The organism is Herminiimonas sp. KBW02 (assembly GCF_003852535.1).
Classification (GTDB): Bacteria; Pseudomonadota; Gammaproteobacteria; order Burkholderiales; family Burkholderiaceae_D; genus Oxalicibacterium.
The window spans coordinates 331497-357928 of the sequence record NZ_QAJP01000003.1 but is presented as its reverse complement, the minus strand read 5'-3'; the positions used below and the strand labels follow the sequence as shown (position 1 = coordinate 357928).

The window sequence follows — 26432 nt, the reverse complement described above, 5'->3', positions numbered from 1 at the left end:
GCGTGCTCCTATTTGGTCGCAACGGTCGCGCCTGCCGCGGGCGTCGCTGCTTTTTGTTCTTTAGCACTCTCTGCAGCCGCTGGCGTTTCGGTCACGACTTTCACCAGATCGCCGTCGTTCAGGAAGCCTGCTCCGTTTGCCACCAGTACCGCGTCCGTCGGCACACCGGAGATAATTTCTATGCGGTCGGCCATGCGCCGTCCCGGCTGCACCTTGATTTGCGTCACGCGGTTATCCGGGTTCATGCGGAACACATAGCTGAAGCCGTCACGTATCACGATGGCCTGCTGCGGCACGGTCACCGCCGTCGAGTTACCTAAATCAAACTGACCGGTGGCAAACATGCCGGCACGTACCGGCGCGACATCGGCAGCGGTCGGTGCAAGGTCCACGTACACCAGCGCTGCGCGATTTTGTGCATCCACGGTCGGTGCAATCATGCGCACCTTGCCTTTGACTTGCGTGCTGTTGGCCGCAGTGATCAAGGCTGGCGTACCAGTCTTCAGACGACCGAGTTCAGCCGAGGTCACTTCCGCCCGCCACTCCAGACGCCCCTGGCGTATCAGCCGGAACAACTCGGTACCTGCACTGACGACAGACCCGACAGTCGCGTTACGCGCTGAAATCACGCCGTCATCCGATGCCAGCACTTGCGTTTGCGACAAGCGGACTTCCTGCACGGCCAGCAGTGCTTTCGCTGCTTCGGCCTTGGCTTTGGCAGTTTGCTCTGTGGTCAGATACTGGTTGATCTGTTGCGTGCTCAGGGCACCGGTGGTTTCCAGCGTGCGTGCGCGTTCTGCATTGTTCTTCGCATCGGCTGCGTTCGCTTCGGCTTCCATCAGGCTGGCACGCGCTTGTGCCAATTCGGCGTTCACCGATGCAACCGAGAAGGTCGCCAGTACCTGACCGCGCTTCACGACATCACCGACGTTGGCCCGCACATCGGTCAGTTTCAGGCCGTTCGACTCACTGCCTATGATGGCTTCCTGCCATGCCGTCACCGTACCGTTCGCAGTAAGGTATATCGGCAGACTGGCTTGTGATGGCTGGACGGTAGTAACGGCCAGTGCCGGCTTAGGACCGGTTTCGTCTTTCTTCTTCGCATCGGATTGACCACCGCCGACTACGAGTACTATCCCTGTCAGCACCAATACAGCGACCACAGCGATCACTATGGTTTTTTTGTTGAAACGTTTCATGTATGCGTCCGTCAATTAAATTCAGGATGGTGTTATTTCGTTGTGGTTGCGGCCGTACTTTGCGGATTCATCCAACCGCCGCCGGCGGCGCGATACAAGGCAATCCATGCCGACATACGTTCACGCTCCAGCGTGGTCGCGTTCAGTTCAGCGGCAAGGCGGGTACGGCGTAGATCTTCGAGGTCGATCAGGCTGGCCAGTCCATTCTGGTACAGGCTTTGCGTACCGTTGAACGAAGCGCGATACCCTTCGACCGCTATGCGTGCGTCTTCACTGCGCGACGCCGTGCTTTGCAGATTAACCAGTGCTTCTTCCACTTCACGCACTGCCTGGCGCACGCTGGCGCGGTAGGCGACGACTGCTTCTTCATAGCGCGCCTTGGCCGCTTCTACATTCGCGGCACGGGTACCGCCGTCAAAAATCGGCAGCGACAAAGCCAGCGGTCCGACCGACCAGGTTTGCATATTGGTGGTCGTACCACCCGAACGGAAACTACCTGCGCCGATCGAGCCGCTCAGTGTGAGACGCGGATAACGCTGTGCCTGCGCATTGCCGACTTCGGCACTCGCTGCTGCCACTTCCCGTTCGGCGATAAATACATCCGGACGTTGCGACAAGGTTTGCGCGGGCAAACTATCAATATTCAGTGCCGTGGTCGCTACCGCTGCAGTTGCGCTGTCGGCCATCTTGCGACGCAAAGCCGGCTCATCCATCGCCGTCAGATACACCAGAGCCTTGACGTCCAGATCGCACAAGGCGCTTTGCTGTGTTGCGCGGCCCTGACCTTCAGCAGCGCTGGCGCGGGCCAACGCGGCAGTAGCAGGAGCCTGGAAGCCCGCCTTCGCGCTGAGTTCGGACAGGCGTGCTGTTTCTGCACGCGAATCTGCATCGGCACGGGTCACGATTTCCAGCTTGTTGCAGGTACGCAGGCTGTAGTAACGATTCGCCACTTCGGCCGCAACGGAGACACGTGCGTCATGCCAGTTCGCTTGCGCACCTTGCAGACGTGCCTGTGCTGCACGTGTAGTTGCACGGTTCGCGCCAAACACATCAATTTCCCATGACGGCTGCAAGGCCGCTTGCGATGTCGTTCCCAACGGTAGCGGTGGTTGCGAATTGGTACGCTGCACACTCGCGCTCACATCCAGCTTGGGCCCCAGTGCGGCACCGGCAGACACGCTGGTCGCACGCGATTGCTCTATGCGCGAGACGGCGGTTGCCACCGTCGGACTGACGGCTTGCGCCGCTTGTATCAGTTCGACCAGCAGCGGATCGTTTTGCTGTTCCCACCATTTGCTTAAATCGGCGAGGGTGCCGTGATGGGGCAGGTTCTCGACTTCAGGCGAGGCAGCGACCGGTTTAGCCGGCAGCGGCGCGAACCATTTATTAGGGGGCTGTACCGACACGGTTTCCGGCGGTGCAGTTAGTGCGCAACCAGCGAGCCAGAAGGGCAAGCCCAGGCAGGCAAGTAATTTTGTGTTCTTCATGATTTTTTCTTACTGATCAGCGCACGACGCCGCTGCGCTTCAAATTCGGCCATCGCTTCTGCATAAGCGCTTATTCTCTCAGCCCACTCGTCAATTTCTGCAGGGCTTGCCATCAAATTGGGACGAATCGCGTCGATCACATCGCGCGCAATATACATTTGCAAGGGCAGGCCGACGATGGAGAAAGCCAGCCTATGAATTTCATCATCTGCTTCCTCCACACCGAGGTAGCGCGCCAGCATCGCCACCATCGCAGCATGTGCAGGCTTGATGTTGTTATCGATATCCTCGGCCCACAGGCCAGTGGGCTCCAGCATTTCGCGGAAGTGCAGACGTACGCATAGCTGCACCAGATCACCCTGCTTCAGCGGCTCAAGAAAGCCGGCAAAGAAACCCTGCAAGGATGCCCGCAAGCTCAGATCCTGTCCGACCAACAGCATGAAGTCACAGGGATTACCCATCGGCTCGGTAAACACCGCGCGATACAAACCCGCCTTGTCGCCAAAGTAGTATTTGATCGCCGCGATATTTACGCCCGCGGTCTGGGCGATATCACGCGTTGAAGTTTTGCTGAAGCCTTTGTCGGCGAACAAACGCAAGGCCGCCTGCAGCAGGCGCGCACGTGCTTCGGCACCGTCGGAACGTTGCTTACGCGTGTCACCATCGACATGAGAGGACTCGGCACCTTGCTGGGCGGCTGGGGGAGGGGGTTTATGGGCGGCAGAATTCATGCCTCGCATTAGAACACATAAATCAAACGTTTGATTTAATTAAATCAATTGATTGTGTTCATCTGCGATACATTGTTGCCAAATAGGAAATGTCCGATAACGCATCATGCCCTGTGGGCATGCCAGGCTTCGGGATGTAATGTTTAGCGGGTGCTATCGACGCGGACGGGAAGGAAGGTAATCATCAAGGCGGACAGGGACAATATGCCCAGCAACACCGCAGCGAAATCCGGCTTCATGGCAAACCAGCCTATGGCAGAAACAACTCCCGCGGTAGATAAAAGCTTGGCAATAGATAACATAGTGTCCCCCTTTTCAATCTGGCTGATCCGGCATTTCTGGATCAGATGCCAATGTAGCCAAGATGGATAGCAGAAACTATAGGATTAACAGCCGATTACATGTCAGCGTCGTCCTACGTACTTGTGTTGTCTATCTGCGTCACTTGTTATTAAAGGTAAAAATCTGAATGTCCTTACCCTGCTTTCAGGTAGGCTGGCGCATCTTTATTTTTACCGCTATTGCCGCCCTCTTATTTATGCTTCGCCTGGTCACACGCAGCCTCTGCCAACATTTTCTGCAAACTCCTCTCAATAACGCCGTCAAGCTACCACGGCCGCTCTGCTTCATGGCGGCGCCCTTGCTCGGACTGCTGCTGTCCGGCTGCGCACTCATTAAGCCGGCGTCGCCAGACATCTCGCTCATAGAGCCGATTTCACATCCGGTGCGCTTTTTGCTGACCTTCGATGATGGCCCAAGCACCTCGAATTCGCAGAATCCGACGGCATCCATCCTGCATGACCTCGAACACAACCCGATTCAACCCGGCATCAAAGCCTTGTTTTTCGTGCAGACACGCGGCGCAACCTTGCGTTCACCCGGTCGTGAACTGTTGCCACGCGAACATGCTGACGGCCATCTGATCGGTTTCCACACTGCTACCTCCGGACATAAAAACCATCGCTTCCTGTCGCACGAAGACTTTATCGCCTCGCTTGAAAATGGCATTAGCGACATACAAAAAGTGACAGGTTCAGCCCCAAAACTCGTGCGCCCGCCATTCTGGAATTATGACGCGCGTACATTTGACGCCTATCAAATGCATGGCATGCACGTCTTGCTGACCGACCTCAGTGCAAACGACGGCAAAATCTGGGGCTTTAACGGCAGCCCTCGGCGACGCATCAATCTATACAATCAACTTTCGACCATGCGCCCGAAGATGGTCGTCGGGCAAATTCCTGTCGTTGATAACGTCATACCTGTCGTTGTCACCTTCCACGATACCAATCCCTATACAGCACGTCATTTGCATGAGTATTTGCAAATACTGCTGGAGGTTGCCGCGGAATTGAATATCCCCGTCAGCCCCCAACCGTTCTATCAGGATAAAACCGCACTCGAAAGGGCCGCTTTGGCGCGCACCATCAAAAGTGAAAGCGAAGTCGTCGTCCTGCCCGGCATATGGTCATGGATCTGGGGTTCGAATCCGGATACGGGAAAGGCCAAGCTCGCAGCATTTAACTGATGGCCGATACCTCATCCGGGATCAGGTGAGGCCCGGCTTCTTTCCCACTCCTGCAAGGCTGTCCGATAACTCTCCATCTCAAGTTCATACAAATCAAAGATGCAGGGTTCACATCCGCTATGACAACATTCGTCGTTATCGGGGCGCACCGGCATCAGCGGCGCGCGAGCCGGGGTGGTGGATGCGGCAGATTTTGGGCGCAGGGTCTTCGACATTATTTAACAGTAAGCAAGCGAAATATCATTTCGTTGATGGTTTCTTTAATATACTGCGAACTCACATAGCGGGGCGCTTTTAACTCCGCCCAGGCAGCAGCGCCCTCAGACCGCGCACTCCACACCACACACACTGCGCATGAACGCTACGCTTACGCTCTTCGGTATAGTCGATACTTCCATACTGGAACTGGCCTCGTTCGCACTCGCGCTGATCATGGTGCTGCTCAACATCCGTCAGTCGCCATGGGCCTGGTTATTCTCCATCGTATCGGCCGCGATGTATGCAGTCGTGTTCTACGACAGCAAGATCTATGGCGACATGTCGCTGCAATTCTTCTTCATTGCAGTCTCGCTGTGGGGCTGGTATCAGTGGCTGTTTGGCGGTGCCACGCATCACGGCATACAAGTCTCACGCCTCACGTTGCGATCCTGGCTTTATTCAGCGGCAGCATGGCTGGTCGGCTTCGTTGCGATTGCCGCCTTCCTGCGCATGTTTACCGATACCGATGTGCCACATATGGACGCCTTCCTCACCGCTGGCAGCCTGGTCGGCCAGATCCTGCTCTCGCGCAAAAAACTGGAGAACTGGTATGCGTGGATAGTGATCGATCTGATCTACATAGTTTTATATCTGCACAAAAATCTCTATCTGACTGCGCTGTTGTTTGCGATCTTTGCGGTGCTGGCAGTGGTTGGTTTGCGTGCATGGGAGAAATCATTGCGTGAACAGGAATTGCCGTGATGGCGAGCCCGACGCTCCGTATCGCATTGCTCGGCGCAGAATCCACCGGCAAGTCGACACTGGCTGCGGCCTTGGCACATCACTACCAGACCGCGTGGGTGCCTGAATACCTGCGCGAGTTTGTGGAGGTCCATCAGCGCACACCGCAAGCACATGAACAGATACTGATCGCGCGTACCCAGATCGCGCGCGAAGACCTGGCCATCATGCAAGCAAATCGTTATCTGTTTTGTGACACAACACCGTTGATGACGGCACTCTATAGTGAATTTTATTTTGGTGTAGTTGACGCGCCGCTCAGCGAATTGGCACACGCGCATCGTTATGACTGCACGATCGTGGCAGAACCGAGTAACCCGTGGGTGGCGGATGGCTTGCAGCGGGAGTCGGATAATGTGCGACAGGAAGTGCACAAGCGTTTACTGCGGCAATTGGATAGCGAACAGATAGCGTACTTGCTGGTTGCCGGGGATACCGGGGATCGGGTTGAACAGGTTGCTGCTTACTTGTTGAAGCAAAATAGTTAAGAGTCAGCTTTGGTCCTTAGTCTTTTTAAACAGCGGCCGGCAAACCAAGGTTGATCGAAGAAAAACCGCATCAACAACAAATCACTGAATAAGACAGACAATAAAAAAGCACGCATATAGCGTGCTTTTTTCATCCCAAAACAAACTAAATCAGAAATCCACCTGTGCCGACAAGCGGAACAAGCGCGGCGCACCCGGAATCAAATATCCACCAAAGGCATTCGCCGAATCACCCCAATAAAATTTGTTGAATACGTTATCCACACCAAAGCGGAAGGTCGTCTTCTTGCCACTGATTTTGGTCGCATAACGTGCGCCCAGATTCAGCACATGGTAGCCATCCACCGATTTGTTCAGTGAAGCGATCTGGCTGTTAGGCGCGAACACCTTGCTGGTCGAGTAGATCCAGGTTGCGTTCAGTTTCACTGCAGGCATTTGTGGCAAAGCATAGTCAGCATAAACCGCTGATTTAAACTTCGGCACGTTACCGACACGTTTACCTTCAATCGCCGAGTCACCCGTATCCACTGCTTTCGCTTCCATTGCAGTGAAGCTGGCGCCCAGCATCAGGTCACGCGTCGCACGACCTTGCAATGCGAACTCCAGACCACGATTAACTTGTTCACCCGCTGCGACATAAGCTGCGGTAGTCGCTATCGCAGTCAAATCCGAGGATTTCACGTACTCATTACGACGTTTGATCTGGAACAGCGCGGCGGAAACCATAACATCTGGTGTGATTTCAGCCTTTACGCCGACTTCGATCTGTTTTGATTTATATGGATCGAGCACAGATTCAGAGTTAGGCAAACCCGATGGAATTTCGCCACCTGGTTCCAGGCCTTGTGCATATGACGCGTAGAAAGCCAGATTGGCTTTCGGGCTATACACGACGGCAACGTTAGGCAAGACAAAGCCTTCATCGGTGTTACGGATATTCGAGCCATCAGCTGCAAACTGCACGCGCTTCAGCTTGGTATAACGCACACCTGCAATCACTTTGAATTGGTCATTGAGTGCAATCGCATCCTGCACAAAGATGGATCTTTCATCATCCTTGCGACGCAGCGCGACAGGCAACGCTTGTTCAGGCACCAGGGCGCGTTGCGGCAAGGTGTAGATATTGCCCGGCAAGCCGCCAACCGTCGATGTAAACAGGTAGTCCGCGTAATTATCCCGGCGATTCAGTGTCGACACACCCGTGGTCAATTCATGCTTTACGCTGCCGGTTGCAAACTTACCTTGCAACAAAGCCTGCGTGGTCATGACCGAACGCTTGTCGTTTTCGCGACGCAAGTCATACAAACCGAAGTCGCCGTTCGAGCAATACCCAACTGCCAAAGTTTGGTCTGGACATCCAGATGCCAGCGCAACCGCATCATCCCTGCGCAATTCGAATTTGTTTGCCTGCAAAGTCGTACGCCAGTTGTCGTTTAACTCGTATTCAAATTTAACGCCGAGGTTGTTGGTGTCATCCGTCACCGGCAAACTCCAGGTCTGGTTGTTCAGCATGGTCTTGCCACTGACGCCGGTCGGTATGCGTTGCTCAGGGCCAAGCAACTGGAAGCCAGGCACCGTCAGCTGCGACTTGTGCTGGTAGTCCATATCCACTTGCAGCAAAGCACGTGGGCTGATGCGCCAGTCGAAGGAGCCAGAGACAAAACGACGATCGCCGTTCGAACCTTGCACATAGGATTTGATGTCCTCGGCAGCAGCATTGATGCGATAACCAAAACGCTTGTCGTCGGAACGACCGCCGAGGTCGATCGCGCTGTATATCGTGCCGCGTTCACGCACTTCAAAAGTGGCGGAACGTACAGGCGTGTCGGTAGGGCGCTTAGTCACGTAATTGAGGATACCGCCGGCTGAGGCGATACCTGCCTGCATGCCAGCCAGGCCTTTCAGAATTTCCAGGCGCTCTTTGTTTTCCATCGGGATCGCGGAATGCGCGAGGATGACCATGCCGTCTTTGCGATAGTTGGAACCCATATCCAGCGTGAAACCGCGAATTGCAAACCAGTCAGAGAGGCCAACCGCGTTATAGGAGTTCTGTACGCTGGCATCGTATTTCACCGCGTCAGTCGCGGTACGTATGCTGCGCTCCTGCATCTGTTCGGAAGTAATCACGCTGATGGATGCGGGTGTCTGCAACAAAGGAGCATCCGTGTAGCCGCCTACGCTGGCATTGCGCGCGATTCCATCCGGCGCCGCTTCAGAAGTGACGACGACTTCAGGCAAGACGTTTTCAGCAGACTCGGCCATGGCGACAGGCGCAAACGCACAGGCCTGGGCAACAGCCAGGGCAATCAGGGAACGACGGGAATGTGGTGCAGACATGTTTTGTTCAATCAATCGCGTTAGAAAAACGAATGCGCGCGAAGGAATGGACAAAGAAATTACGTGGACTTTGCGCTTCCCTACGCTGGCATTATCCAGGTCAGGTACGGAGGGTTTTATCTCACCCGAAGACGTTTAACTCTTCAGGACCCCTAGCGTGGCCGAATGGTAACACGAAAGAATAAGCGGACGGAATGGCATTTTTGCCGCAAGTTGCCGCAAATTTCGCCGATCTTAACCGAGGTCAACAAAACGACCTGCCCGCCCGGCCGGGTCGTCAACAGCTGATACGGCTTATTTGTCCTCTTTGGTAAGCGCAGACTTGCCCTGCCGGATACGGGTGATACCGGAAGTTACCGAGATAGGATCGCTGGCCGGGAAGCTCAGATCCAATGCCGTATCGAGCAATTCGTCCTTTGCTTTTTCCTGTCTGGACGGCGCGTGGTCGCCCGGGATTTCTGCCACCGGATCGCTGGCAGGGAAGGTCGCCTCCAATGCATCGTCCAGCAACTCTTCGTCATGCGTATGCGTTTCTACGTCGGATGGTTTTCCTGCAACTGCCGGTTTCGCTTTGGATCGATGCTCAGTCATGGAAGACTCCTTGCGATAGTGGATAGTGCGATTAACTATAGGACAACTTGCAAGCCACGGCGTTCAACTGCGGTGCGGATAGCGCACTGTCAACACTTGCAATTCTTCATGACCGGCGGGAGTCTCCAGCGATACCGCGTCACCTTCATGCGCACCGAGCAGGCTTTGCGCCAGCGGCGATAGCCAGCTGATCCGACCTTGCACCGGATCCAGCTCATCCAATCCCACTATCGTCACTTGGTGCCGTTCACCTGCAGCATTTTCGTATTCCACCGTTGCGCCAAAGAATATCTGCTCGCCATCTTCATGCACGCTGGCATCGACTATCTCTGCCGTTTCGAGGCGGCTCTGCAGATAGTGAATACGTATATCAATGTCGCGCAGGGAAGCTTCCTGCTTCGATTCCATTCCCGTATCTTCAGCATCCTCTTGCAAAGCGGCAGGTCGCACTACGTCCAGCAAGTGTTGCAATTCCGTTTGCAACTCGCGGTAACCGTCCGGCGTGATGTAATTCCTGACGCCGACCGGCATCTCCGGCACCGGCGATACCGCATCGTCGTCATTCGTTTCTTTTACAAATGCCTTGTTCATGATGGCCTCCTGCACTGCACATGCATAAGTACCTACATTAACGCATCCCTCGAATGACTGCTGTGCACCAGCGGGAAGAACTTTGCCGCTGGCTTGCCATCGTTGACCGCGATGGCATCGGTGATGACGCCAAGCGCCTGTCCATACTTAGTCAGGTATGGACAGTCACTTGCAAACAACATGGTGCTTAGACGTCAGACCACAGTTTGCCGCCGGTAGCCCAGTTCTCACGTTTCACGTCTTCGATGATGATATCGACGGATTCAGCGCTGGAACCCAGGGTCGCGACAGTGGCTTCGGTGACAGCTTTGACGAATGCACGTTTTTGTTCAACGGTACGGCCTTCGAATAATTGCACATTGATAGTAGGCATGAGTTTTCCTTTTTAATGAGTAAGAGTAATACAGCGATTAGTTACGATAGGAAGGCGACACGGCATCCAGTTTGCGCAGCAGCGCAGGCCATTCGAGTATGCCTTCAGGCGAACCGTCACCCAGCAATTCCTTGTAGGTCTTGGCGCAGACTTCTGGTGCCGGTATGTTGAGCGGGCCGCCGCCGGATTGCGCTTTGAGCTGGAACGAGCAGGCCTTATCCAGCGTATCCATCAAGACATAGGCTTCGGCTATGGTGCGACCACTGATCAGCGTACCGTGATTACGCAAGAGCATGGCCGGGTAATCACCAAGGCGCTCGATCAAGCGCACCTGCTCGACCGGCGACAAGGCCAGCCCTTCGTAATCGTGATAGCCCATCTGCTGGTAGAAGCGCATCGCGTGCTGCGACAAGGGCAACAAGCCTCCTTGTTGCATGCCGATGGCGACCCCATTTTCATTATGCAAATGCATGACGCACATCGCGTCGGCGCGTGCGGCATGTACAGCACCATGGATCGCGAAGCCTGTGACATTTACGCGATAGGTCTGGTCGCCGATGATATTGCCCTGCAAATCGATCTTTACCAGATTGGACGCAGTAATTTCATCGAAACGGTAGCCGAAAGGATTGATCAGGAAGCGACCTTCTTCACCCGGCACCGTGGCCGAGATATGCGTATAAATCAGGTCATCCCAATTTTTGAGAGCGCACAAATGGTAGCAAGCTGCCAGGTCGATGCGGACCTGCCATTCGGCGGCACTGATGCCTGCGGGCGGAGTTGCTGGGGTAGTCATATCACCTTGCTAAGTATCTGAAGCAAACGACGCCGCTCAGGCGTCACCAAGGGTGAAATTATAGAGTCATAGTGTGCGGCACGCTGATTTCGGGCCAAATCAGCCGATTTCACGTCGAATTTTCTTTAAAACCCGGCTTGTCACACCAGAGTCGCAGTAAAACTGCATAATAGTAGCTTCGATATCGGCTATGGCATCGCCTTTTTGATAGCGAAAATAAATTGATTTTGTAAATTAAATCAATTATGCAAATGACGGATACTTCTCTATCATTCGTACTTGTGCAGTAACGAAGCTACTTTTTTAACCCAACCAAGGAAAAACGACATGTCCCTTATTAATACACAGGTCCAGCCTTTCAAGACCCAAGCTTTCCACAACGGCAAGTTCATTGACGTTACCGAACAATCGTTGAAGGGCAAATGGTCCGTGCTGATTTTCATGCCAGCAGCGTTCACATTCAACTGCCCAACAGAAGTTGAAGATGCAGCTGACAGCTATGCAGAATTCCAAAAATTGGGTACCGAAGTTTACATCGTTACAACCGATACCCACTTCTCGCACAAAGTTTGGCACGAAACATCGCCAGCAGTTGGCAAAGCTAAGTTCCCATTGGTTGGCGACCCGACTCACCAACTGACCAACGCATTCGGCGTGCACATTCCTGAAGAAGGCCTGTCGCTGCGCGGTACCTTCGTGATCAATCCAGACGGCGTGATCAAAACTCTGGAAATCCACTCGAACGAAATCGCTCGTGACGTTTCGGAAACACTGCGCAAGCTGAAAGCTGCTCAATACACCGCAGCACACCCGAACGAAGTTTGCCCGGCAAAATGGAACGAAGGCGAAAAAACCCTGGCTCCATCGCTGGATCTGGTCGGCAAAATCTAAGTTGTAGTGAATAAGTAATTGCAGGACTGTCCGGGCCGTGTGGCCCGGACATGCAGGACTTTATTTTTAAACTGAATAGAAAGCAGGGACCATCATGTTAGATGCCAATCTCAAAACCCAATTAGCCGCTTATTTGGAAAAGATCGTGCAACCGATCGAGATCGTTGCGTCACTCGATGGCAGCGACAAATCTCGTGAATTGCAGGAGTTGCTGCAAGAAATCGTTGTGCTGACCGACAAGATCACACTGATCGAACGCACCGATGATAACGAGCGCAAACCTTCTTTTGTCATCAAGCGCCCGGACGCACACGCAGGCATACAATTCGCCGCGATTCCGATGGGACACGAATTCACCTCTCTGGTGCTGGCTTTGCTGCAAACCGGCGGCCACCCATTGAAACTCGAAGACTCGGTCATCGAACAGATCCGTAACCTGGACGGCGACTACACCTTCGAGACTTATATGTCTTTGTCTTGCCATAACTGCCCGGAAGTCGTGCAGGCGTTCAACGTCATGGCTTTGATCAATCCGCGCATCCGTGCCGTCACTATCGATGGTGGCTTGTTCCAGGACGAAGTCAAGGAACGCGAGATCATGGCTGTGCCGACGACCTTCATGAACGGTCAACCGTTCGAGTCTGGTCGCGTCAGCATCGAACAGATCCTGGCCAAGCTCGACACCGGCGGTAACAAACGCAAGGCTGAAGAGCTGAGCGCGAAAGCACCGTATGACGTGCTGATCGTCGGCGGCGGACCTGCAGGTGCAGCAGCTGCGATTTATGCGGCGCGCAAAGGCATACGTACTGGCGTAGTTGCTGAGCGCTTCGGCGGTCAGGTGCTGGATACGCTGTCGATCGAAAACTTTGTCTCGGTACAGGAAACCGACGGCCCGAAATTCGCCGTCGCGCTGGAACAGCACGTGCGCAGTTATGAGGTCGATATCATGAACGTGCAACTGGCGTCCGAGCTGGTACCGGGCAAGCTGATCGAGATCAAATTGAAAGACGGCGGTTCGCTGAAAAGCAAATCCGTGATCCTGGCAACCGGTGCACGCTGGAGAACCATCAACGTGCCGGGCGAAAACGAATACCGCAACAAAGGTGTTGCGTACTGCCCGCACTGCGACGGCCCATTGTTCAAAGGCAAACGTGTAGCAGTCATCGGTGGCGGTAACTCCGGCGTCGAAGCAGCAATCGACCTGGCAGGTATCGTCGGTCATGTGACCCTGATCGAATTCGGCGCAGAATTGCGTGCCGATGCGGTCTTGCAACGCAAATTGCATAGCCTGGCGAATGTCACCGTGATCACGTCGGCACAAACGACGGAAATCACCGGCGACGGCAAACGTGTCAACGGCCTGGTCTACAAGGATCGTAAAACCGAAGAAAGCAAATCGGTGGAACTGGAAGGCGTCTTTATCCAGATCGGCCTGGTGCCTAACACTGAATGGCTGAAAGGCACTGTTGCCTTGTCGCGTCATGGCGAAATCGAAGTTGACTCGCATGGCCGTACCTCGGTACCAGGCGTGTTTGCAGCTGGCGACGTAACCACGGTGCCGTACAAGCAAATCGTGATTGCGGTCGGCGAGGGTGCGAAGGCATCGTTGAGCGCCTTCGATTACCTGATCCGCAGCTCGGATACGGATGAGGTCGAAGCACCGGCTGCCAGCGAAGCCGTAACAGCGTAAGCATCGTAATACGTAGTCCAACAAAAAAGCCGCAGCGATGCGGCTTTTTCTTTTGGGCTGCCTTAGGCTTAAAAGTTATATTCTCCGAAGACATACTTGTCGAAACTGAACTTGGTTCCTCCCGGCAGCGTATCGACCAGGCGCTTGGCATTCTTCGCCGAGATAAAAACATCGGCCATCTGATCCTTGCAGCGGAACTTGGTCGCGGGACTCAAAATGGTATTGGCCTTGATGCGGATATGGCGAAAGCTTTTCGCCTTTTCACTACAGATCAGGAAATGTCGCTCCTGGCGAAATCCCGACAACGGGATGTTCAGCCACCAACCTTCGTCACCGGCGTACGGCACGACAGTTGACCACTGTGTATTTTTATCATTCAACAGGTTGGCATGCAGCTCTTCATTGACCCGTTTCATGGCTTCATTCTTAGTCATAATTCTTCCAGCGATTTGAATACCGACAGCTTATCCATTTTTACCCGAGAAAAGCACGCAACACATCATATTTATTAGCTTTCCACGTGATAGAGTGATCGGCAGCAGCATCAGATTTCTATATATAAAAGCTGAGGAAGCCGGCAAAGCGCTGAATGCCAGCTCACGAGGCTACACTATCGAAGCCGGAAAAGATGAATGATATTGCACCAAAGATGGAGCTCGACAGTTCCGTCTATAAGACTTTGCTCGAGTCGACCAAAGCGATACCGTGGAAGATAGACTGGGCCACCATGCAGTTCACCTATATCGGGCCGCAGATAGAAGGCGTGCTCGGCTGGCCGCAGGATAGCTGGGTATCGGTGAACGACTGGGCTTCACGCATCCATCCGGATGAGCGTGAAGCAATTGTCAATTTCTGCGTCGCGCAATCACAAGCTGGCGCCGACCATGAAGCCGACTACCGGGCATTGGCCCAAAATGGTGACTACGTCTGGATCCGCGACGTCGTGCATGTGGCGCGCAAGCCAGATGGCTCAGTCGATGCATTGATCGGTTTCATGTTCGACATCAATGAACGAAAAAAAACCGAAGCCAAGCTGATTGACCTGCAAAAAGAACTGGAAACCCTCTCCTTCAAGGATGGCCTGACCGGCGTTGCGAACCGCCGCATGTTCGATTCCGTCATGAAACTGGAATGGGCGAATGCCAAAAACGACAAGCGGCCGATCTCCGTCATCATGCTGGATATAGATTACTTCAAGCAATATAACGATCACTACGGTCATATCCAGGGCGACCATTGCCTCAGGCAGGTAGCGCAAACCCTGAGTAGTGCGGCCAGCCGCTCACGCGATTTCTTTGGCCGCTTTGGCGGCGAAGAATTCATCCTCATCCTGCCGGAAACCAATGAACTGTCAGCACTGACCGTGGCCGAACGCTGCCGCAAGCTGATCGCGGACGAACAGATCGTGCATGAGAAATCCGGCATAGGTCAACGATTAACCATCAGCCTCGGCGTGCATACCGTCATCCCATGTTATGGGGATGAGCCGTTGCAATTCATCGAAGAAGTCGATCGCAGACTTTATCGGGCGAAACAAAAAGGCCGTGACTGTATCGCCAGCGATACGTAAATTTTACAGATGTCACCGAACCAGACTGTTGCGAAATCGTTTAATCGCTCATCCAGCAGTTGTAGAACTTTTTTGAAGAGGGTAAGGTAAGAACGCAATCCCAAAAACTGCCGAAGCATAACAATATGAGGGGACTAATAATGACAAAACCTTTTAGTGTGCTATCTAAACTTGCCGCCGTATCCGTACTTGCGGCAATTTCTTTACCTGCAGCAGCGCAGCAGGCCGGCGACAACATCGTTAACGTAGGTTGGTTTCATTTGCGACCAGATGAAAAAAGTGAACCACTTTTTAGTCGCATGGCACCAATCGGACCTGTAGCCGGCAGCAGCGCCACCATCAGTAATGCCGATACTCTTGGCGTCGCCTTTACTCATTTCTTCACCGATAACTTTGCACTTACTGCCGATTTGGGCATCCCGCCGAAATTCAAACTGTACGGAGGCGGCACACTAGCGAGTCTTGGCCAACTAGGTGAAGCCAAGCAATGGAGTCCTGCACTCATTGCGAAATGGTACTTCGGTGACAAAAATTCGAAATTGCGTCCGTTTGTGGGTCTGGGCGTAACTCGTGTCTGGTATTCAAGCGTTAACTTGTCCTCCTCGTTGCAACGCCGAGTCACTGGCAATGCACCAGGCGGAACTGCGACAGCCGACCTTAGTTCCTCGTGGGCGCCAGTGGCCAATGCAGGTCTTACTTACAATCTCACTGAAAGATGGTCGCTGGGTCTTTCCGTCGCATACATCCCGCTCAAAACCGATGCCGATATTACCGGGCGTATTGGCAATACAGTGGTCTCGAGAAATACAACCACTCTGACACTCGATCCACTCGTAACCTTCCTCTCGGTCGGCTACAAGTTCTGATCATCAGTTGATTTGTGGATGATGAAACACCTGGCGCAGGTAGGCCAGGAACGTTTCATCAGTACATAAAGTCTTGCCTGCAGAATCGGACAGCTTGGCGACAGGCTGTCCGTTGCAGGACATCAGCTTCATCACAATATTCAAGGTTGCGATCCCGGTATCGTTCGACAAGTTCGTCCCTATGCCGAAGCCTGTCATGACGCGATCAGCGAAGTGGCGATACAACGCAAACGCGGTCGGCAAATCCAGTGCATCGGAAAACACCAGGCGCTTGGTCATCGCATCTATCCGCAACTTCGCATAATGCGCCAGCGCCTTCTCACCCCACACGATCGGATCGCCGGAATCATGGCGCAAGCCGTCGAATAATTTGGCAAAGTACAAATCAAAATCACTGAGGAAGGCGTCCATGCCAACAACATCCGTCAACGCGATTCCCAAATCACCGCGGTATTCCTGCACCCAGTCTTCCAGTGCCGCCTTCTGAAAGTCACGCAAACGCACACCAAATGATTGATAGGCTTGCAGGTATTCATGCGCCATGGTGCCGATAGGCGTCAGGCCATACTTCTTCGCCAGATACACATTTGAGCTGCCTTTGAAGTACTGCGGCACTTCGCGCGCCAGCGTGACCACCACTTCTTCCTGCCAGGCAGCGGAGTAGCGACGACGCACCCCGAAATCAAAAAATTCGAACGGGTGCTTGCGTTCCGCTTCGTTGCCGAATGCCTGCAGCAACGCTATCTTCGCTTGCAGTCGTTGCCGCCCTTCGGCCAGAACCGCTTGCTGGTCGAAACGACGAAAATACAATTCATTGACGATATACAGCACGAAGATCTCAAACCCCATCACATGCACCTGCGGCCCGGCGGCATGGATGTTCAGGGTATCGCCGTCGCTGCTGACCGAAATGAATTTGCGCTGAAAGCGAAACACGGCGAGGAAATCAACGAAGTCGCTTTTCATGAAACGCAAACTGCGCAGATAAGCCAGTTCATCTTCGCTAAAGTACAGCGTGCATAAATGATCGAGTTCGCGTTCGACATCCGCCTGCAATTCACTCAGCGGATAGGCCGGTGTATTGCGACAGACAAATGCGTATTCGGCCTGCACGCCGGGGTGGCTGTGCAACAGCGCCTGCCACATCGTGAACTTGTACAAATCGTTTTCCAGCAGGCTGCGAACAATAGGATTCATTTGATTTATATCAAGTTTGGGACGGGGCTTGCCCGTTATCGTTGCCGAAATAAATGCCAATAATAAATATATAAGGCGAATAAAAGACGTGAAACAAGCTCTCACTGTTCCCCAACATTACACGCTAACTGTTTGAATCGTTGGCTTTTAATGTCCGGCAGCATTCTTGCCCCGGTTTTATCGTAGTGCAGGCGCACAACATCGTGCAATGCAGCATTGCTTGATTCCTGCAGAAATCGTCCGTTATACAGTTATGATGTTTCCACAGAGCATCATCGCCAGTTGCAGTTTTTCGTACAACCTCATCATGGATGGAAGTAAGAGATGAACAGCCTTAAGCGTTACTTAGCCAAGCTCAGCGTCGGTGTCCGACTTTCCGCCATATCCTTCCTGCTGATCGCGCTCAGCTTCGGCGCATTTATCTGGTTCAGTAGCCAGGCGACTGCCGATCTGCTGCTGCAACGCGCGACTGCCGACGTCAATGCCCAGGCACAGCTGGTACTCGGCCTGAGCGAAGACGCCATCCTCACCAAACAAAAACTGCTGGCGCTGAAAGTCGGCCAGAGCGGGCAATACGCGGTACTGGACGCAAACCAGGGCGCGGGCTACGGCAAGCTGCTCATCGCCGCGCAGGGGCCGAATGTACTAAGCGGCAAAACTGCTGACGGGCGTGAACTGGCCAGGGAAATCCTGGCGCAGAAAGAAGGCAGCCTGCGCTACGCTGATGGCCATGGTGCGGAACGCATCGCCATCTTCAGCGCAGTGCCGAACAAAAACTGGATTGTAGTCGGCGATACTGTCCTCAGCGAATTCACGCAGGAAGCCAGCACCCTGCGCAATATCTCTGCCGCCGTCGCGCTCGTCGCCGCATTGATCCTGGCAGGATTGCTATACAGCGCAATCCGCAGCATATTGCTGCGTCCGCTGGCGCAGGCTACCCACACCGCACGCAAGCTGGCGACCGGCGACCTGACCATACGCCTGCAAACCAAACGTACAGATGAGGTCGGGCAACTGCTGACTTCGATCAACAGCATAGGCCAGGGTCTGGCCAATGTCGTATGGAATATCCGCCACGGCACCAAGACCCTGTCCACCGCGACCAATGAAATTGCCGCCGGCAACCTGGACCTGTCGTCTCGCACCGAGCAGCAAGCCAGCTCGCTGGAAGAAACCGCATCTGCGATGGAAGAAATGACGTCTACCGTCAAGGAAAACGCGGCGAATGCCGAGCAAGCCAATCAACTGGCACGCACCGCTTCCGAAGTCGCAGTCAAAGGTGGCAACGTGGTGTCGGAAGTGGTCAACACCATGGATTCGATCAACCAGTCCTCGAAAAAAATCGTGGACATCATCAGCGTCATCGACAGCATCGCCTTCCAGACCAACATCCTCGCCCTGAATGCCGCAGTCGAAGCGGCACGCGCAGGAGAACAAGGTCGCGGCTTTGCGGTGGTTGCGGGTGAAGTCCGCAACCTGGCACAGCGCAGTTCCGCTGCCGCCCGCGAGATCAAGGGTCTGATCGAAGACTCGGTGCACAAGGTACAAAGCGGCAGCAAGCTGGTGGCACATGCGGGCGAGACCATGAATGAAGTCGTGGCCAGCATCAAGCGTGTCGACAACATCATGCATGAGATCAGCTCTGCCAGCCGGGAACAAAGCATAGGCATAGAACAGGTCAATCAGGCGATCGCGCAAATGGATCAGGTCACGCAACAAAACGCAGCGCTGGTCGAACAGGCGGCCGCTGCTGCTGAATCTCTGCAAAGCCAGACCACCGAGCTCAACAACGTCGTCGATGTCTTCACCATCAAGAGCGGCAGCCACGGCACTGCCGATGAGGCAACAGAAATGGTGACACGTGCAATCGAGACCATGCACGAGAAGGGCCGCGATGCGACCTTTGCCGAGATCAATAACAAGCTCGGTCCGTTCTGCGATCGCGACCTGTATGTCGTGGTCTACGATATGCAAGGCAAGAACCTGGCACATGGCGCCAACCCGGCACTGATAGGCAAAGACCTGATCAATGCCAAAGACGGTGCCGGCAACTTCTTCATCCAGGAACGCCTGTCCATCATCAAGACACACGGCAAAGGGTGGCAGGATTATCTCTTCCTCAACCCGATCTCAAAACAGATGGAAGCCAAGTCCATGTATCTCGACAAATACCAGGATCTGATCATCGGCTGTGGCGTCTACAAGGAAGAAGGCGCAGCAAAGAAGTCCGATAGCAAGACCATCGCAGCCAGCAATACCTTGCGCATAGCTGCCGACGCCAAACGCCTGGAGCGTAAAGCCGCGTAAATATTTGTTGCCTCATCAGGAGCCGCTGCCTGCATACGGGTCAGCGGCTTTTTTTTCGCTCGTACAATACTGCTGTCATTACCTGCCACACAGATGTCACACATGAAATCGCATTTGCACGTAAAGTAAGGGGGCACTCGCTTACCGATGCAAAGCAGCGTTAGCGCTTCAATATTTATACAAACGAAGGACAACATGGGTCACAAAGAATTATCGTTTGCGTCGCAAGCGGCACCGGCACTACCTGGCGACTCGATTAACCATGTGGACACACCAGCCTTGCTGGTGGATCTCGATGCCTTCGAAGACAACCTGGCACGTGTGCATACCCGTGTACTGCAGGCAGGCCTGAAAGTAAGGTCGCACGGCAAGGCACACAAAAGTCCGGCGATTGCGCATCGCCAGTTGGAAGCGGGCGCTATCGGCATTTGCTGCCAGAAAGTCAGCGAAGCGGAAATCTTTGTGCAAGCCGGCATCCAGGATATCCTGATCACCAACCAGATCGTCGGCCTGCGCAAAGTCGCACGCGTCGCCGCACTCGCCGAACGCGCAAAGCTGGCAATCTGCGTGGATCATCCTTTGCAGGTTGAACAAATCGGCGACGCCGCCAGCAAACAAGGCAGTCATCTCGATGTCCTGATCGAAGTCGATATCGGCCATCAGCGTTGCGGCATCAGCAATGCACACCAGGCCATCGACCTTGCACGTACCATAGAACAATACAGCCCACACCTGCGCTTCGCCGGCATCCACGCCTTCCGCGGTTCGGCGCAACACATGCGCCTGCCGCAGGAACGCGCAGCTGCCGTCGCCAGCGCTGTCGAAAAAGTGCGCGACATCATCCGGGAACTGGCAGCATCCGATTTCCCTTGCAATACGGTTACCGGCGGCGGCACCGGCACATATATGCTGGAAGCCGCATCATCGCTGTACACCGAAGTACAACCCGGTTCCTATGTATTGATGGATACCGACTACGCGGCCAACACGCCGGAAGCAGATAGTCCGCCTTTGCGTCATGCCTTGTTCGGTTTATGTACGGTCATCAGTGTGCAAGCAGGGCATGCTGTGCTGGATGGCGGCCTGAAAGCATTTGCCGTCGATCACGGTTTGCCGCGCCTGCAATTCCCGGGCTGGTCAGTACAAACGCTATCGGATGAACACACAGTGATCGTGCCGGAGGCGGGTGCGGCCCCACTACACGTCGGCGATAAGGTACGCCTGATTCCCGGCCATTGCGACCCGACCGTCAACCTGCATGACTGGCTGATCGCTTATCGCGGCGAAACCGTTCACGAAGCGTGGCCGGTTTCTGCACGCGGCGCCTTGTTCTGACAGGCAACGCTGAACGAATTCAGCGCATCGCATGTCCCATGCTAAGATTAGAACTCATGTCATAAATATCCGTGTCGAGGAGGGTGCCATGGCTTTAAGAAAACTCAACAAGCAGGAATTCCTGGATGAACTCAACCGTAACCTGAAGGATCATCCGGGTTACGAAGACTGGATGCAGTTCGTACCACCGCCGGAAGGGGTGGAACCGAATACGGTGGAAGGATTTGAACGCGCCGGTCCGGAACCACGTCACTCGCTGTACGATCTGGTCGCACTGAAAGTCGGCGAAGCATTTGAAATGTTTCCCAAGTAGTTTTCCACTCGCCATCTTAAACATTTCCCGTCCTTAACACGCACGGGAAATGTCATTACCGCCAGACAGCACTCACTCAGGATTCGGATACCAAAACACCGCGTGCGTAGGCCCAATGATCTTTCGGTGCCGGCCGCGCCTCACCCTCATCCATCAGGAACACTTCAGTCACTTCACGCGGGAAATATTCGAGGTGCACCCAGAAATTGCGTGTCTTGCCCTGGTAACCGGCAGAGGCGGTTTCACCCGATATGGAGTCCTGATACCAGACGATGCGCACGTTTTGCAGTTCTACTTTAGTCATTTCTATACTCACCGAAATCGGATCTCGCCATTCTACGCCGAGTAACTATCCGCAATGGTAAAACCTATACTGGTCTCGCCCTTATTGCTGGCGGCAAATACCGAGCCACCATGCATATGGGCAATCGCCTTGACGATGGCCAGGCCCAGGCCGTGGCTGTTGCCGCTATCGCTACGCGCTGAATCAACGCGATAAAAGCGCTCGAACAGACGCTCCAGGTGATGCGCCTCTACCGGCGCACCCTGGTTGCTGACCTTGACTGCGACCACATGCTCATTGCGTTCGATATGCACACGGATGGTGGATAAGCGATCACAGTGCTGGATCGCGTTGTACAACAAATTGGTAATTGCACGCCCGAACAAAGAGCGATCTATACGTGTATCGGCATCGCCTTCTATCTGCAAAGACACGCCGGCATCTTCGATCAGCATGTCGAGGAACTCGGCGCTCTTCGAGACTTCGGATGCGATCGATGTCTGCTCCAGATTGGCAGCACGTATGCCACGGTCAGCCTGCGCCAGGAACAACATATCGTTGATGATGGTGCGCAAGCGTTCCAGCTCTTCCAGGTTGGATTGCAAGACCTCGGTCAATTCTTCTGCCGAACGCTCACGCGACAACATTACCTGGGTCTGCCCGATCAGGTTACCCAGAGGCGTACGCAACTCATGCGCGACATCTGCATTGAATGTCGACAACTGTACATACGCGTGCTCGACGCGCTCCAGCGCACCATTGAAAGACAATACCAGGCCGTTGAGTTCGGTTGGCAAGTCACGCGCCGGCAAGCGTTCCGCCAGATTCAGCGGACTCAATTTGGCGGCATGGCGCGATAGTTCATCGACTGCAGCGAGGCCACGCCGCGCGATCCACCAACCCAGCCCGGCGACCACCACCACGCCAAACAGGAAGGCGATTACCAGCGCTGCATTGATCGCACGGCTGGTACTGTCAAACGCGCTGGCATCCAGCCCCACCGTCAGGAACACTGCAGGTCGTTCGCCGGAAGCCGGGATCTCACCGTTCAGCGTCAGGTAGGTACCGTTTTCGGTTACGATACGACGCACGCCATTACCTTCGTAACTGATCTTCGCATCGGCGGCGAATGGTTTGCCCAGCCTGAACTGCGGATTGCTGCTTTCCACCAGATAAATAATGCTGCCGTCCTGCGGCATCAACTCGGTCATTTTTCCTTCGAGCAGGACCCACTTTTCGGCATTATTAATACGCCGGACGATCAGGCTTTCGACGAATTCGAAACGGGTTTTGATTTCCTGCAATTGATGACGACGCAACTCTATGCACTGGAATTGGTAGAGGGCATAGCCGGTGACGGAAAACACCGCCGCGGCCGCCAATGCAAACATCAGCGTCAGACGACGTGCAATCGATTGCGTGCTGACGAGGGCGCGCGCATTCACAGGGCGGCCTCGCTACGCTCTTCCAGCAAATAACCCATGCCGCGTATCGTATGCAGCAGCTTGATTTCGGATGGCTCATCCAGCTTGGCACGCAAGCGTTTGATCGCCACTTCAACCACATTGGTATTGCTGTCGAAGTTCACGTCCCACACCATTTCGACGATCACGGTTTTGGACAACACCTGGCCACGATGTCGCGCCAGTGCAGCCAGCAAGGCAAATTCCTTGGCCGTCAGATCCAGTCTGCGTGTACCGCGCGTGGCACGGCGTGCGATCAGGTCTATATGTAAATCGGCAATACGGATATGTGTTGACTCCTGTGGACGGCCGCGACGTCCCAGCGCCTGCAGACGGGCCAGCAATTCAAGAAAGGAAAACGGCTTCACCAGATAATCGTCGGCGCCGGTCTGTAAACCATGGATGCGATCATCCACTTCACCACGCGCGGTCAGCATGATGACAGGCGTACTTTTTTCACGGCGCAATGCCTGCAATACTGCAATGCCGTCACGCTCAGGCAACATGATGTCGAGCACAATGGCGTCGTAGTCGCCGGTAAGCGCAAGATGCTGACCGTCGATGCCATTGCTGGCGACATCAACGATGCAACCTTGCTCGGTCAATCCGCGCTGCAGGTAAGCAACGGTTTTGACTTCATCTTCGATCAACAGGATCTTCATAAGATAAACATCCTTTCTTGCACTGCCTTATATGCTACCGTAGCTTCAATCTTACTCATGCGCGGGCCAGCCGCCGCCGAGGGCCTTGATCAGTTTCACTGTATTCACCAGGCGCTGCCCATTCAACTGCACTTCCTGACGACGATAGTTGAGGAAGGTCTGCTGTGCAACCACCACCTCCAGATTGGTGGCAATCCCGCTCTGATATCTATCCGTCGATAAACCCAGCGAACGATCCGCACTATCCGCCGCAACCTTGGCCGAGCTGATTGCCTGCGCCAGTGCCAGATCGCTGTTCAGGCCATCCTGTACTTCCTGCATCGCGACCAGCACGCTCTGTCTGTAGTTAGCCACCGCTTGCTGATAACCAGCCCTGGCAAATTCAACATTCGCTTTGGTTCGGCCACCGTCAAAAATGGTTTGCGTCGCGCTGACGCCGATAGACCAGAGCAAGGCCGGAGCGCTAAATAAATTGCTGAGCTGGTTCGCATCGCTGCCATACAAACCCGACAAACCCAGCGTCGGGAAATACGCACTGCGCGCCACGCCGATTTGCGCATTGGCTGCAGCCATCGCTCGCTCTGCCGCGGCGATGTCAGGACGGCGCTCCAGCAATGCCGCCGGCGCTGTCAGCGGTATCGTCGGCACCTGTGTTTGCACCAGCTTCACCGGCATTTTAAAATCAGGCGCCGGCACGCCGACCAGGGTTGCTATCGCATTCTGGTAACGTGCGCGCTGATCCCGCAGCAAGGTCAGCTGGGTCTGTGTCGCCGCCGTCAATCCCTGCTGCTGGTTCAAATCCAGACCCGAAGCCGCGCCCAGCTCATGTCGCGCCGAAATGAAATCCAGCGCCTTGGTTTGTGCCGTCAGCGTTTGCTGCAGCACGTCGATCTCAGCATCGGTCTGACGCAGCACCAGGTAATCAACGGCCAGCTCGGCGGTCAGCACCAGGCGGGTATTCTCAAAATCAGCCTTCGCTTGTTGCGCGCTGGCAGCGGCACCTTCCGCCGTGCGGCGCACACGGCCAAACAAATCCAGCTCATAGCTGACCGTAAAAGCAGCATTGAAATCGTTCTGGATAACGGAGCTGTTTTGCGCGTTGTAATTGGTCAGTGGTCGCTCTGCCGACGTACGATTGCGTGCCGTTCCGGCCTGCGCTCCGACCTTGGGGAAGAAAGAACTGTTTGCGACATTTGCCTGCGCGCGTGCCTGATCAACGCGTGCCTGTGCAATGACCATGGTTTGTCCATTCGTCAGCGCCTGTTCCTGCAAGGCGTTCAAGTCGGCATCACCGAACACCTTCCACCATGCGCCTTTTAATTCATCATCACGCGGATTGCTGACTTGCCAGCCGGGTTCTGTTTTCCATGCTTGCGCCACCGATGCTTGCGGGCGCTGATAGTCAGGGCCGACCGCACAGCCGCTCACGATCAGCAGCGCCAGCAAAGACGCATAGGCCGGGGTACGACGCAGGATCACGACGCTTTCCCCTTGCTGGTGGCAGGTGTGGCTGGCGCAGTTGTTTTGTCTGCTGGCGGCGTGATGACACTCACGGCATCACCATTGCTGAGCGAATCAGACGGATTGATGATCAATTTATCTTGCGCCGTCACACCGCTCGCCAGTTCGATATCTACACCCAGCTCACGTCCAATCACCACCGGCTGCAAACGCACTTTGCCATCATCGCCAACGACGGCCACACGCGGACCCTCCGGACGGAACAGCAAGGCATTATTCGGTATCGTCAGCGCGTTTGCATTGCCGCCGCTGGCCTTGATGGCAACCTGCGCATACGCACCGGGCAACAGCGCACCATCGGGATTCGGCAAATCGATGGCGACCTGCAAGGTGCGGGTCAGCGTATCAATCGCGCCTGCGGTGCGGGCAATCTTGCCTTCAAAAACTTTACCCGGTATTTCACTCAGCGTGATGCCTACTGCATTGCCAGCCTTGATCTGTCCGGAATAACTTTGCGGCACATAAACATACACACGCAAAGGATCGCTTTTCGCCAGTGTGAACAGTACGCGGGTGCTGCCGCCGGAATCGACCAGCGTGCCGATATCAATATTACGGCGTGTCACGATGCCGTCGAACGGGGCAACGATGCGGCTGTAGCCCAGTTGATCCTGCAGGCGCTGTACCGCTGCCTTGCTCGAGTTATCCGCTGCCACCGCGACCGCCAGTGCATTGCGTTTTTCATCCAGATCCTGTTGCGATACTGCGTCGCGCTTGCGCAGCGCATCCCAGCGTTCAAAGGTACTCTTCGCCAGTTGCAGGTTGGTGGTGGCCTGCGCCTGTGTCGCCTTCGCTTCGTTCAACTGCTGCGCGACTTCCGGTGTGTCGATCACCGCCAGCAAATCGCCGCGTTTGACCGGATCACCAATGTCTTTCACCCAGCGGCTGACATAACCGTTGGTGCGCGCATTGATAGGGGCTTCAATAATCCCCTGCAGCGTACCCGGCAGGCGCAGCACATTGTCCGTCGCCGAACTGCGTGGGCTGGTCACCGTCACATAGCGCGTGGCCTGTTGCTTCGATACCTCGGCCAGTTCGGTCGCTTTCGCGAAGCGCAGGCCGATAACTATCGCAGCGCCTGTCAGCAGGACGCCGACGACGATCAGTGCGAACTTGCGCGTGCGTGATAACAGATGCAAGCGTTGTATCCCGTGCGCGGCCTGATGCGCGTGCAAGCCGTGGATACCGATATCAGAGTGGCGATCTTGAGTCAT

Annotated in this window: 27 protein-coding genes and 1 riboswitch; of the genes, 10 read left to right on the top strand and 17 right to left on the bottom strand. The window is 54.6% G+C overall.

The window, feature by feature from the left end:
- Positions 1-8: 8 nt before the first annotated feature.
- The 4 genes from DBR37_RS03525 to DBR37_RS17125 form a co-directional block, all read right to left on the bottom strand.
- Positions 9-1199 (bottom strand): efflux RND transporter periplasmic adaptor subunit, encoded by a 1191-nt coding sequence (locus DBR37_RS03525; RefSeq protein ID WP_124572905.1) that lies wholly within the window; start codon positions 1197-1199, stop codon positions 9-11.
- Between the two features lie 32 nt (positions 1200-1231).
- Positions 1232-2686: an efflux transporter outer membrane subunit gene (locus DBR37_RS03520; RefSeq protein ID WP_124572903.1), complete on the bottom strand. Its 1455-nt coding sequence runs from the start codon at positions 2684-2686 to the stop codon at positions 1232-1234.
- A complete protein-coding gene (locus DBR37_RS03515; protein ID WP_124572902.1) occupies positions 2683-3426 on the bottom strand; it encodes a CerR family C-terminal domain-containing protein in 744 nt (247 codons plus the stop codon). The genes DBR37_RS03520 and DBR37_RS03515 overlap by 4 nt, the downstream gene beginning before the upstream one ends.
- Positions 3427-3560: 134 nt before the next feature.
- Positions 3561-3719 (bottom strand): hypothetical protein, encoded by a 159-nt coding sequence (locus DBR37_RS17125; RefSeq protein ID WP_158610221.1) that lies wholly within the window; start codon positions 3717-3719, stop codon positions 3561-3563.
- A 338-nt stretch (positions 3720-4057) separates the two neighbouring features.
- Between DBR37_RS17125 and DBR37_RS03510 the strand changes: the two genes are divergently transcribed.
- A complete protein-coding gene (locus DBR37_RS03510) occupies positions 4058-4945 on the top strand; it encodes a polysaccharide deacetylase family protein (protein WP_233588265.1) in 888 nt (295 codons plus the stop codon).
- Between the two features lie 11 nt (positions 4946-4956).
- Here the strand turns inward: DBR37_RS03510 and DBR37_RS03505 are convergent, their stop codons facing one another.
- Positions 4957-5100, bottom strand: a complete 144-nt coding sequence (locus DBR37_RS03505; protein WP_233588269.1) for an oxidoreductase-like domain-containing protein — start codon at positions 5098-5100, stop codon at positions 4957-4959.
- A 199-nt stretch (positions 5101-5299) separates the two neighbouring features.
- Here DBR37_RS03505 and pnuC point away from each other — a divergent pair, with 199 nt between their 5' ends.
- Both pnuC and DBR37_RS03495 read left to right on the top strand, forming a co-directional pair.
- Positions 5300-5905, top strand: coding sequence for a nicotinamide riboside transporter PnuC (gene pnuC / locus DBR37_RS03500; protein WP_124572896.1), 606 nt, complete (start codon positions 5300-5302; stop codon positions 5903-5905).
- Positions 5905-6432 (top strand): AAA family ATPase, encoded by a 528-nt coding sequence (locus DBR37_RS03495; RefSeq protein ID WP_124572895.1) that lies wholly within the window; start codon positions 5905-5907, stop codon positions 6430-6432. The genes pnuC and DBR37_RS03495 overlap by 1 nt, the downstream gene beginning before the upstream one ends.
- 150 nt (positions 6433-6582) lie before the next feature.
- On the opposite strand, the gene DBR37_RS03490 is transcribed toward DBR37_RS03495, so the two are convergent.
- The 5 genes from DBR37_RS03490 to DBR37_RS03470 form a co-directional block, all read right to left on the bottom strand.
- Positions 6583-8769, bottom strand: a complete 2187-nt coding sequence (locus DBR37_RS03490) for a TonB-dependent siderophore receptor (RefSeq protein ID WP_124572894.1) — start codon at positions 8767-8769, stop codon at positions 6583-6585.
- Positions 8770-8829: 60 nt separating this feature from the next.
- Positions 8830-8933, bottom strand: a riboswitch (TPP riboswitch).
- 130 nt (positions 8934-9063) lie between these two features.
- Positions 9064-9360 carry a hypothetical protein gene (locus DBR37_RS03485; RefSeq protein WP_124572893.1) on the bottom strand — a complete coding sequence of 99 codons (297 nt, stop codon included), beginning with the start codon at positions 9358-9360 and terminating at the stop codon, positions 9064-9066.
- Positions 9361-9423: 63 nt separating this feature from the next.
- Positions 9424-9951, bottom strand: coding sequence for a GreA/GreB family elongation factor (locus tag DBR37_RS03480; protein WP_124572892.1), 528 nt, complete (start codon positions 9949-9951; stop codon positions 9424-9426).
- A gap of 187 nt (positions 9952-10138) precedes the next feature.
- Entirely contained in the window at positions 10139-10324 is a 186-nt protein-coding gene (locus DBR37_RS03475; RefSeq protein ID WP_011979267.1) for a 4-oxalocrotonate tautomerase, read from the bottom strand.
- Between the two features lie 37 nt (positions 10325-10361).
- Entirely contained in the window at positions 10362-11120 is a 759-nt protein-coding gene (locus DBR37_RS03470; protein WP_124572891.1) for a class II aldolase/adducin family protein, read from the bottom strand.
- A gap of 327 nt (positions 11121-11447) precedes the next feature.
- On the opposite strand from DBR37_RS03470, the gene ahpC reads away from it, so the two are divergent.
- The gene (gene ahpC, locus DBR37_RS03465) at positions 11448-12011 is read left to right on the top strand and encodes an alkyl hydroperoxide reductase subunit C (protein ID WP_124572890.1); all 564 of its coding nucleotides are present in this window, start codon (positions 11448-11450) and stop codon (positions 12009-12011) included.
- A 94-nt stretch (positions 12012-12105) separates the two neighbouring features.
- Positions 12106-13701 (top strand): alkyl hydroperoxide reductase subunit F, encoded by a 1596-nt coding sequence (gene ahpF, locus DBR37_RS03460; RefSeq protein WP_124572889.1) that lies wholly within the window; start codon positions 12106-12108, stop codon positions 13699-13701.
- A 68-nt stretch (positions 13702-13769) separates the two neighbouring features.
- On the opposite strand, the gene DBR37_RS03455 is transcribed toward ahpF, so the two are convergent.
- Positions 13770-14135, bottom strand: a complete 366-nt coding sequence (locus DBR37_RS03455) for a hypothetical protein (RefSeq protein WP_124572888.1) — start codon at positions 14133-14135, stop codon at positions 13770-13772.
- A 194-nt stretch (positions 14136-14329) separates the two neighbouring features.
- Between DBR37_RS03455 and DBR37_RS03450 the strand changes: the two genes are divergently transcribed.
- Together DBR37_RS03450 and DBR37_RS03445 are read left to right on the top strand one after the other, a co-directional pair.
- Positions 14330-15271 carry a diguanylate cyclase gene (locus tag DBR37_RS03450; RefSeq protein ID WP_199739020.1) on the top strand — a complete coding sequence of 314 codons (942 nt, stop codon included), beginning with the start codon at positions 14330-14332 and terminating at the stop codon, positions 15269-15271.
- Between the two features lie 140 nt (positions 15272-15411).
- Positions 15412-16137, top strand: a complete 726-nt coding sequence (locus tag DBR37_RS03445; RefSeq protein WP_124572887.1) for an OmpW family protein — start codon at positions 15412-15414, stop codon at positions 16135-16137.
- A 3-nt stretch (positions 16138-16140) separates the two neighbouring features.
- Here the strand turns inward: DBR37_RS03445 and pncB are convergent, their stop codons facing one another.
- On the bottom strand, positions 16141-17334 hold the full coding sequence (pncB, locus tag DBR37_RS03440; protein ID WP_124572886.1) for a nicotinate phosphoribosyltransferase: 1194 nt from the start codon (positions 17332-17334) through the stop codon (positions 16141-16143).
- A 324-nt stretch (positions 17335-17658) separates the two neighbouring features.
- On the opposite strand from pncB, the gene DBR37_RS03435 reads away from it, so the two are divergent.
- The 3 genes from DBR37_RS03435 (at position 17659) to DBR37_RS03425 (ending at position 21289) form a co-directional block, all read left to right on the top strand.
- On the top strand, positions 17659-19641 hold the full coding sequence (locus tag DBR37_RS03435) for a methyl-accepting chemotaxis protein (protein ID WP_124572885.1): 1983 nt from the start codon (positions 17659-17661) through the stop codon (positions 19639-19641).
- 195 nt (positions 19642-19836) lie between these two features.
- Positions 19837-20976 (top strand): DSD1 family PLP-dependent enzyme, encoded by a 1140-nt coding sequence (locus DBR37_RS03430; protein ID WP_158610220.1) that lies wholly within the window; start codon positions 19837-19839, stop codon positions 20974-20976.
- An 88-nt stretch (positions 20977-21064) separates the two neighbouring features.
- Positions 21065-21289, top strand: a complete 225-nt coding sequence (locus DBR37_RS03425; RefSeq protein WP_124572883.1) for a hypothetical protein — start codon at positions 21065-21067, stop codon at positions 21287-21289.
- Between the two features lie 76 nt (positions 21290-21365).
- Here the strand turns inward: DBR37_RS03425 and DBR37_RS03420 are convergent, their stop codons facing one another.
- Genes DBR37_RS03420 through DBR37_RS03400 form a run of 5 tightly spaced genes read right to left on the bottom strand, consistent with a single transcriptional unit; the run spans position 21366 to position 26432 of the window.
- On the bottom strand, positions 21366-21593 hold the full coding sequence (locus DBR37_RS03420) for a hypothetical protein (RefSeq protein ID WP_124572882.1): 228 nt from the start codon (positions 21591-21593) through the stop codon (positions 21366-21368).
- Positions 21594-21625: 32 nt separating this feature from the next.
- On the bottom strand, positions 21626-23017 hold the full coding sequence (locus DBR37_RS03415) for a heavy metal sensor histidine kinase (protein WP_124572881.1): 1392 nt from the start codon (positions 23015-23017) through the stop codon (positions 21626-21628).
- A complete protein-coding gene (locus tag DBR37_RS03410) occupies positions 23014-23697 on the bottom strand; it encodes a heavy metal response regulator transcription factor (RefSeq protein WP_124572880.1) in 684 nt (227 codons plus the stop codon). The genes DBR37_RS03415 and DBR37_RS03410 overlap by 4 nt, the downstream gene beginning before the upstream one ends.
- A 51-nt stretch (positions 23698-23748) precedes the next feature.
- Positions 23749-25176 carry an efflux transporter outer membrane subunit gene (locus DBR37_RS03405; protein ID WP_124572879.1) on the bottom strand — a complete coding sequence of 476 codons (1428 nt, stop codon included), beginning with the start codon at positions 25174-25176 and terminating at the stop codon, positions 23749-23751.
- Complete coding sequence (locus tag DBR37_RS03400; protein WP_124572878.1) at positions 25173-26432, bottom strand: efflux RND transporter periplasmic adaptor subunit; 1260 nt, start codon at positions 26430-26432, stop codon at positions 25173-25175. Before DBR37_RS03400 ends, DBR37_RS03405 begins: the two co-directional genes overlap by 4 nt.

Bases quoted from the DNA above. Each gene is read 5' to 3' on its own strand.
- DBR37_RS03470 (WP_124572891.1), bottom strand. From the start codon at position 11,120: ATGACTACCCCAGCAACTCCGCCCGCAGGCATCAGTGCCGCCGAATGG.
- DBR37_RS03430 (WP_158610220.1), top strand. From the start codon at position 19,837: ATGGGTCACAAAGAATTATCGTTTGCGTCGCAAGCGGCACCGGCACTA.
- DBR37_RS03515 (WP_124572902.1), bottom strand. From the start codon at position 3,426: ATGCGAGGCATGAATTCTGCCGCCCATAAACCCCCTCCCCCAGCCGCC.
- DBR37_RS03490 (WP_124572894.1), bottom strand. From the start codon at position 8,769: ATGTCTGCACCACATTCCCGTCGTTCCCTGATTGCCCTGGCTGTTGCC.
- DBR37_RS03425 (WP_124572883.1), top strand. From the start codon at position 21,065: ATGGCTTTAAGAAAACTCAACAAGCAGGAATTCCTGGATGAACTCAAC.
- DBR37_RS03450 (WP_199739020.1), top strand. From the start codon at position 14,330: ATGAATGATATTGCACCAAAGATGGAGCTCGACAGTTCCGTCTATAAG.
- DBR37_RS17125 (WP_158610221.1), bottom strand. From the start codon at position 3,719: ATGTTATCTATTGCCAAGCTTTTATCTACCGCGGGAGTTGTTTCTGCC.
- DBR37_RS03435 (WP_124572885.1), top strand. From the start codon at position 17,659: ATGAACAGCCTTAAGCGTTACTTAGCCAAGCTCAGCGTCGGTGTCCGA.
- DBR37_RS03525 (WP_124572905.1), bottom strand. From the start codon at position 1,199: ATGAAACGTTTCAACAAAAAAACCATAGTGATCGCTGTGGTCGCTGTA.
- DBR37_RS03455 (WP_124572888.1), bottom strand. From the start codon at position 14,135: ATGACTAAGAATGAAGCCATGAAACGGGTCAATGAAGAGCTGCATGCC.
- DBR37_RS03445 (WP_124572887.1), top strand. From the start codon at position 15,412: ATGACAAAACCTTTTAGTGTGCTATCTAAACTTGCCGCCGTATCCGTA.
- DBR37_RS03475 (WP_011979267.1), bottom strand. From the start codon at position 10,324: ATGCCTACTATCAATGTGCAATTATTCGAAGGCCGTACCGTTGAACAA.
- DBR37_RS03480 (WP_124572892.1), bottom strand. From the start codon at position 9,951: ATGAACAAGGCATTTGTAAAAGAAACGAATGACGACGATGCGGTATCG.
- DBR37_RS03505 (WP_233588269.1), bottom strand. From the start codon at position 5,100: ATGCCGGTGCGCCCCGATAACGACGAATGTTGTCATAGCGGATGTGAA.
- DBR37_RS03485 (WP_124572893.1), bottom strand. From the start codon at position 9,360: ATGACTGAGCATCGATCCAAAGCGAAACCGGCAGTTGCAGGAAAACCA.
- pnuC (WP_124572896.1), top strand. From the start codon at position 5,300: ATGAACGCTACGCTTACGCTCTTCGGTATAGTCGATACTTCCATACTG.
- DBR37_RS03400 (WP_124572878.1), bottom strand. From the start codon at position 26,432: ATGACTCAAGATCGCCACTCTGATATCGGTATCCACGGCTTGCACGCG.
- DBR37_RS03495 (WP_124572895.1), top strand. From the start codon at position 5,905: ATGGCGAGCCCGACGCTCCGTATCGCATTGCTCGGCGCAGAATCCACC.
- pncB (WP_124572886.1), bottom strand. From the start codon at position 17,334: ATGAATCCTATTGTTCGCAGCCTGCTGGAAAACGATTTGTACAAGTTC.
- ahpC (WP_124572890.1), top strand. From the start codon at position 11,448: ATGTCCCTTATTAATACACAGGTCCAGCCTTTCAAGACCCAAGCTTTC.
- DBR37_RS03520 (WP_124572903.1), bottom strand. From the start codon at position 2,686: ATGAAGAACACAAAATTACTTGCCTGCCTGGGCTTGCCCTTCTGGCTC.
- DBR37_RS03410 (WP_124572880.1), bottom strand. From the start codon at position 23,697: ATGAAGATCCTGTTGATCGAAGATGAAGTCAAAACCGTTGCTTACCTG.
- DBR37_RS03420 (WP_124572882.1), bottom strand. From the start codon at position 21,593: ATGACTAAAGTAGAACTGCAAAACGTGCGCATCGTCTGGTATCAGGAC.
- ahpF (WP_124572889.1), top strand. From the start codon at position 12,106: ATGTTAGATGCCAATCTCAAAACCCAATTAGCCGCTTATTTGGAAAAG.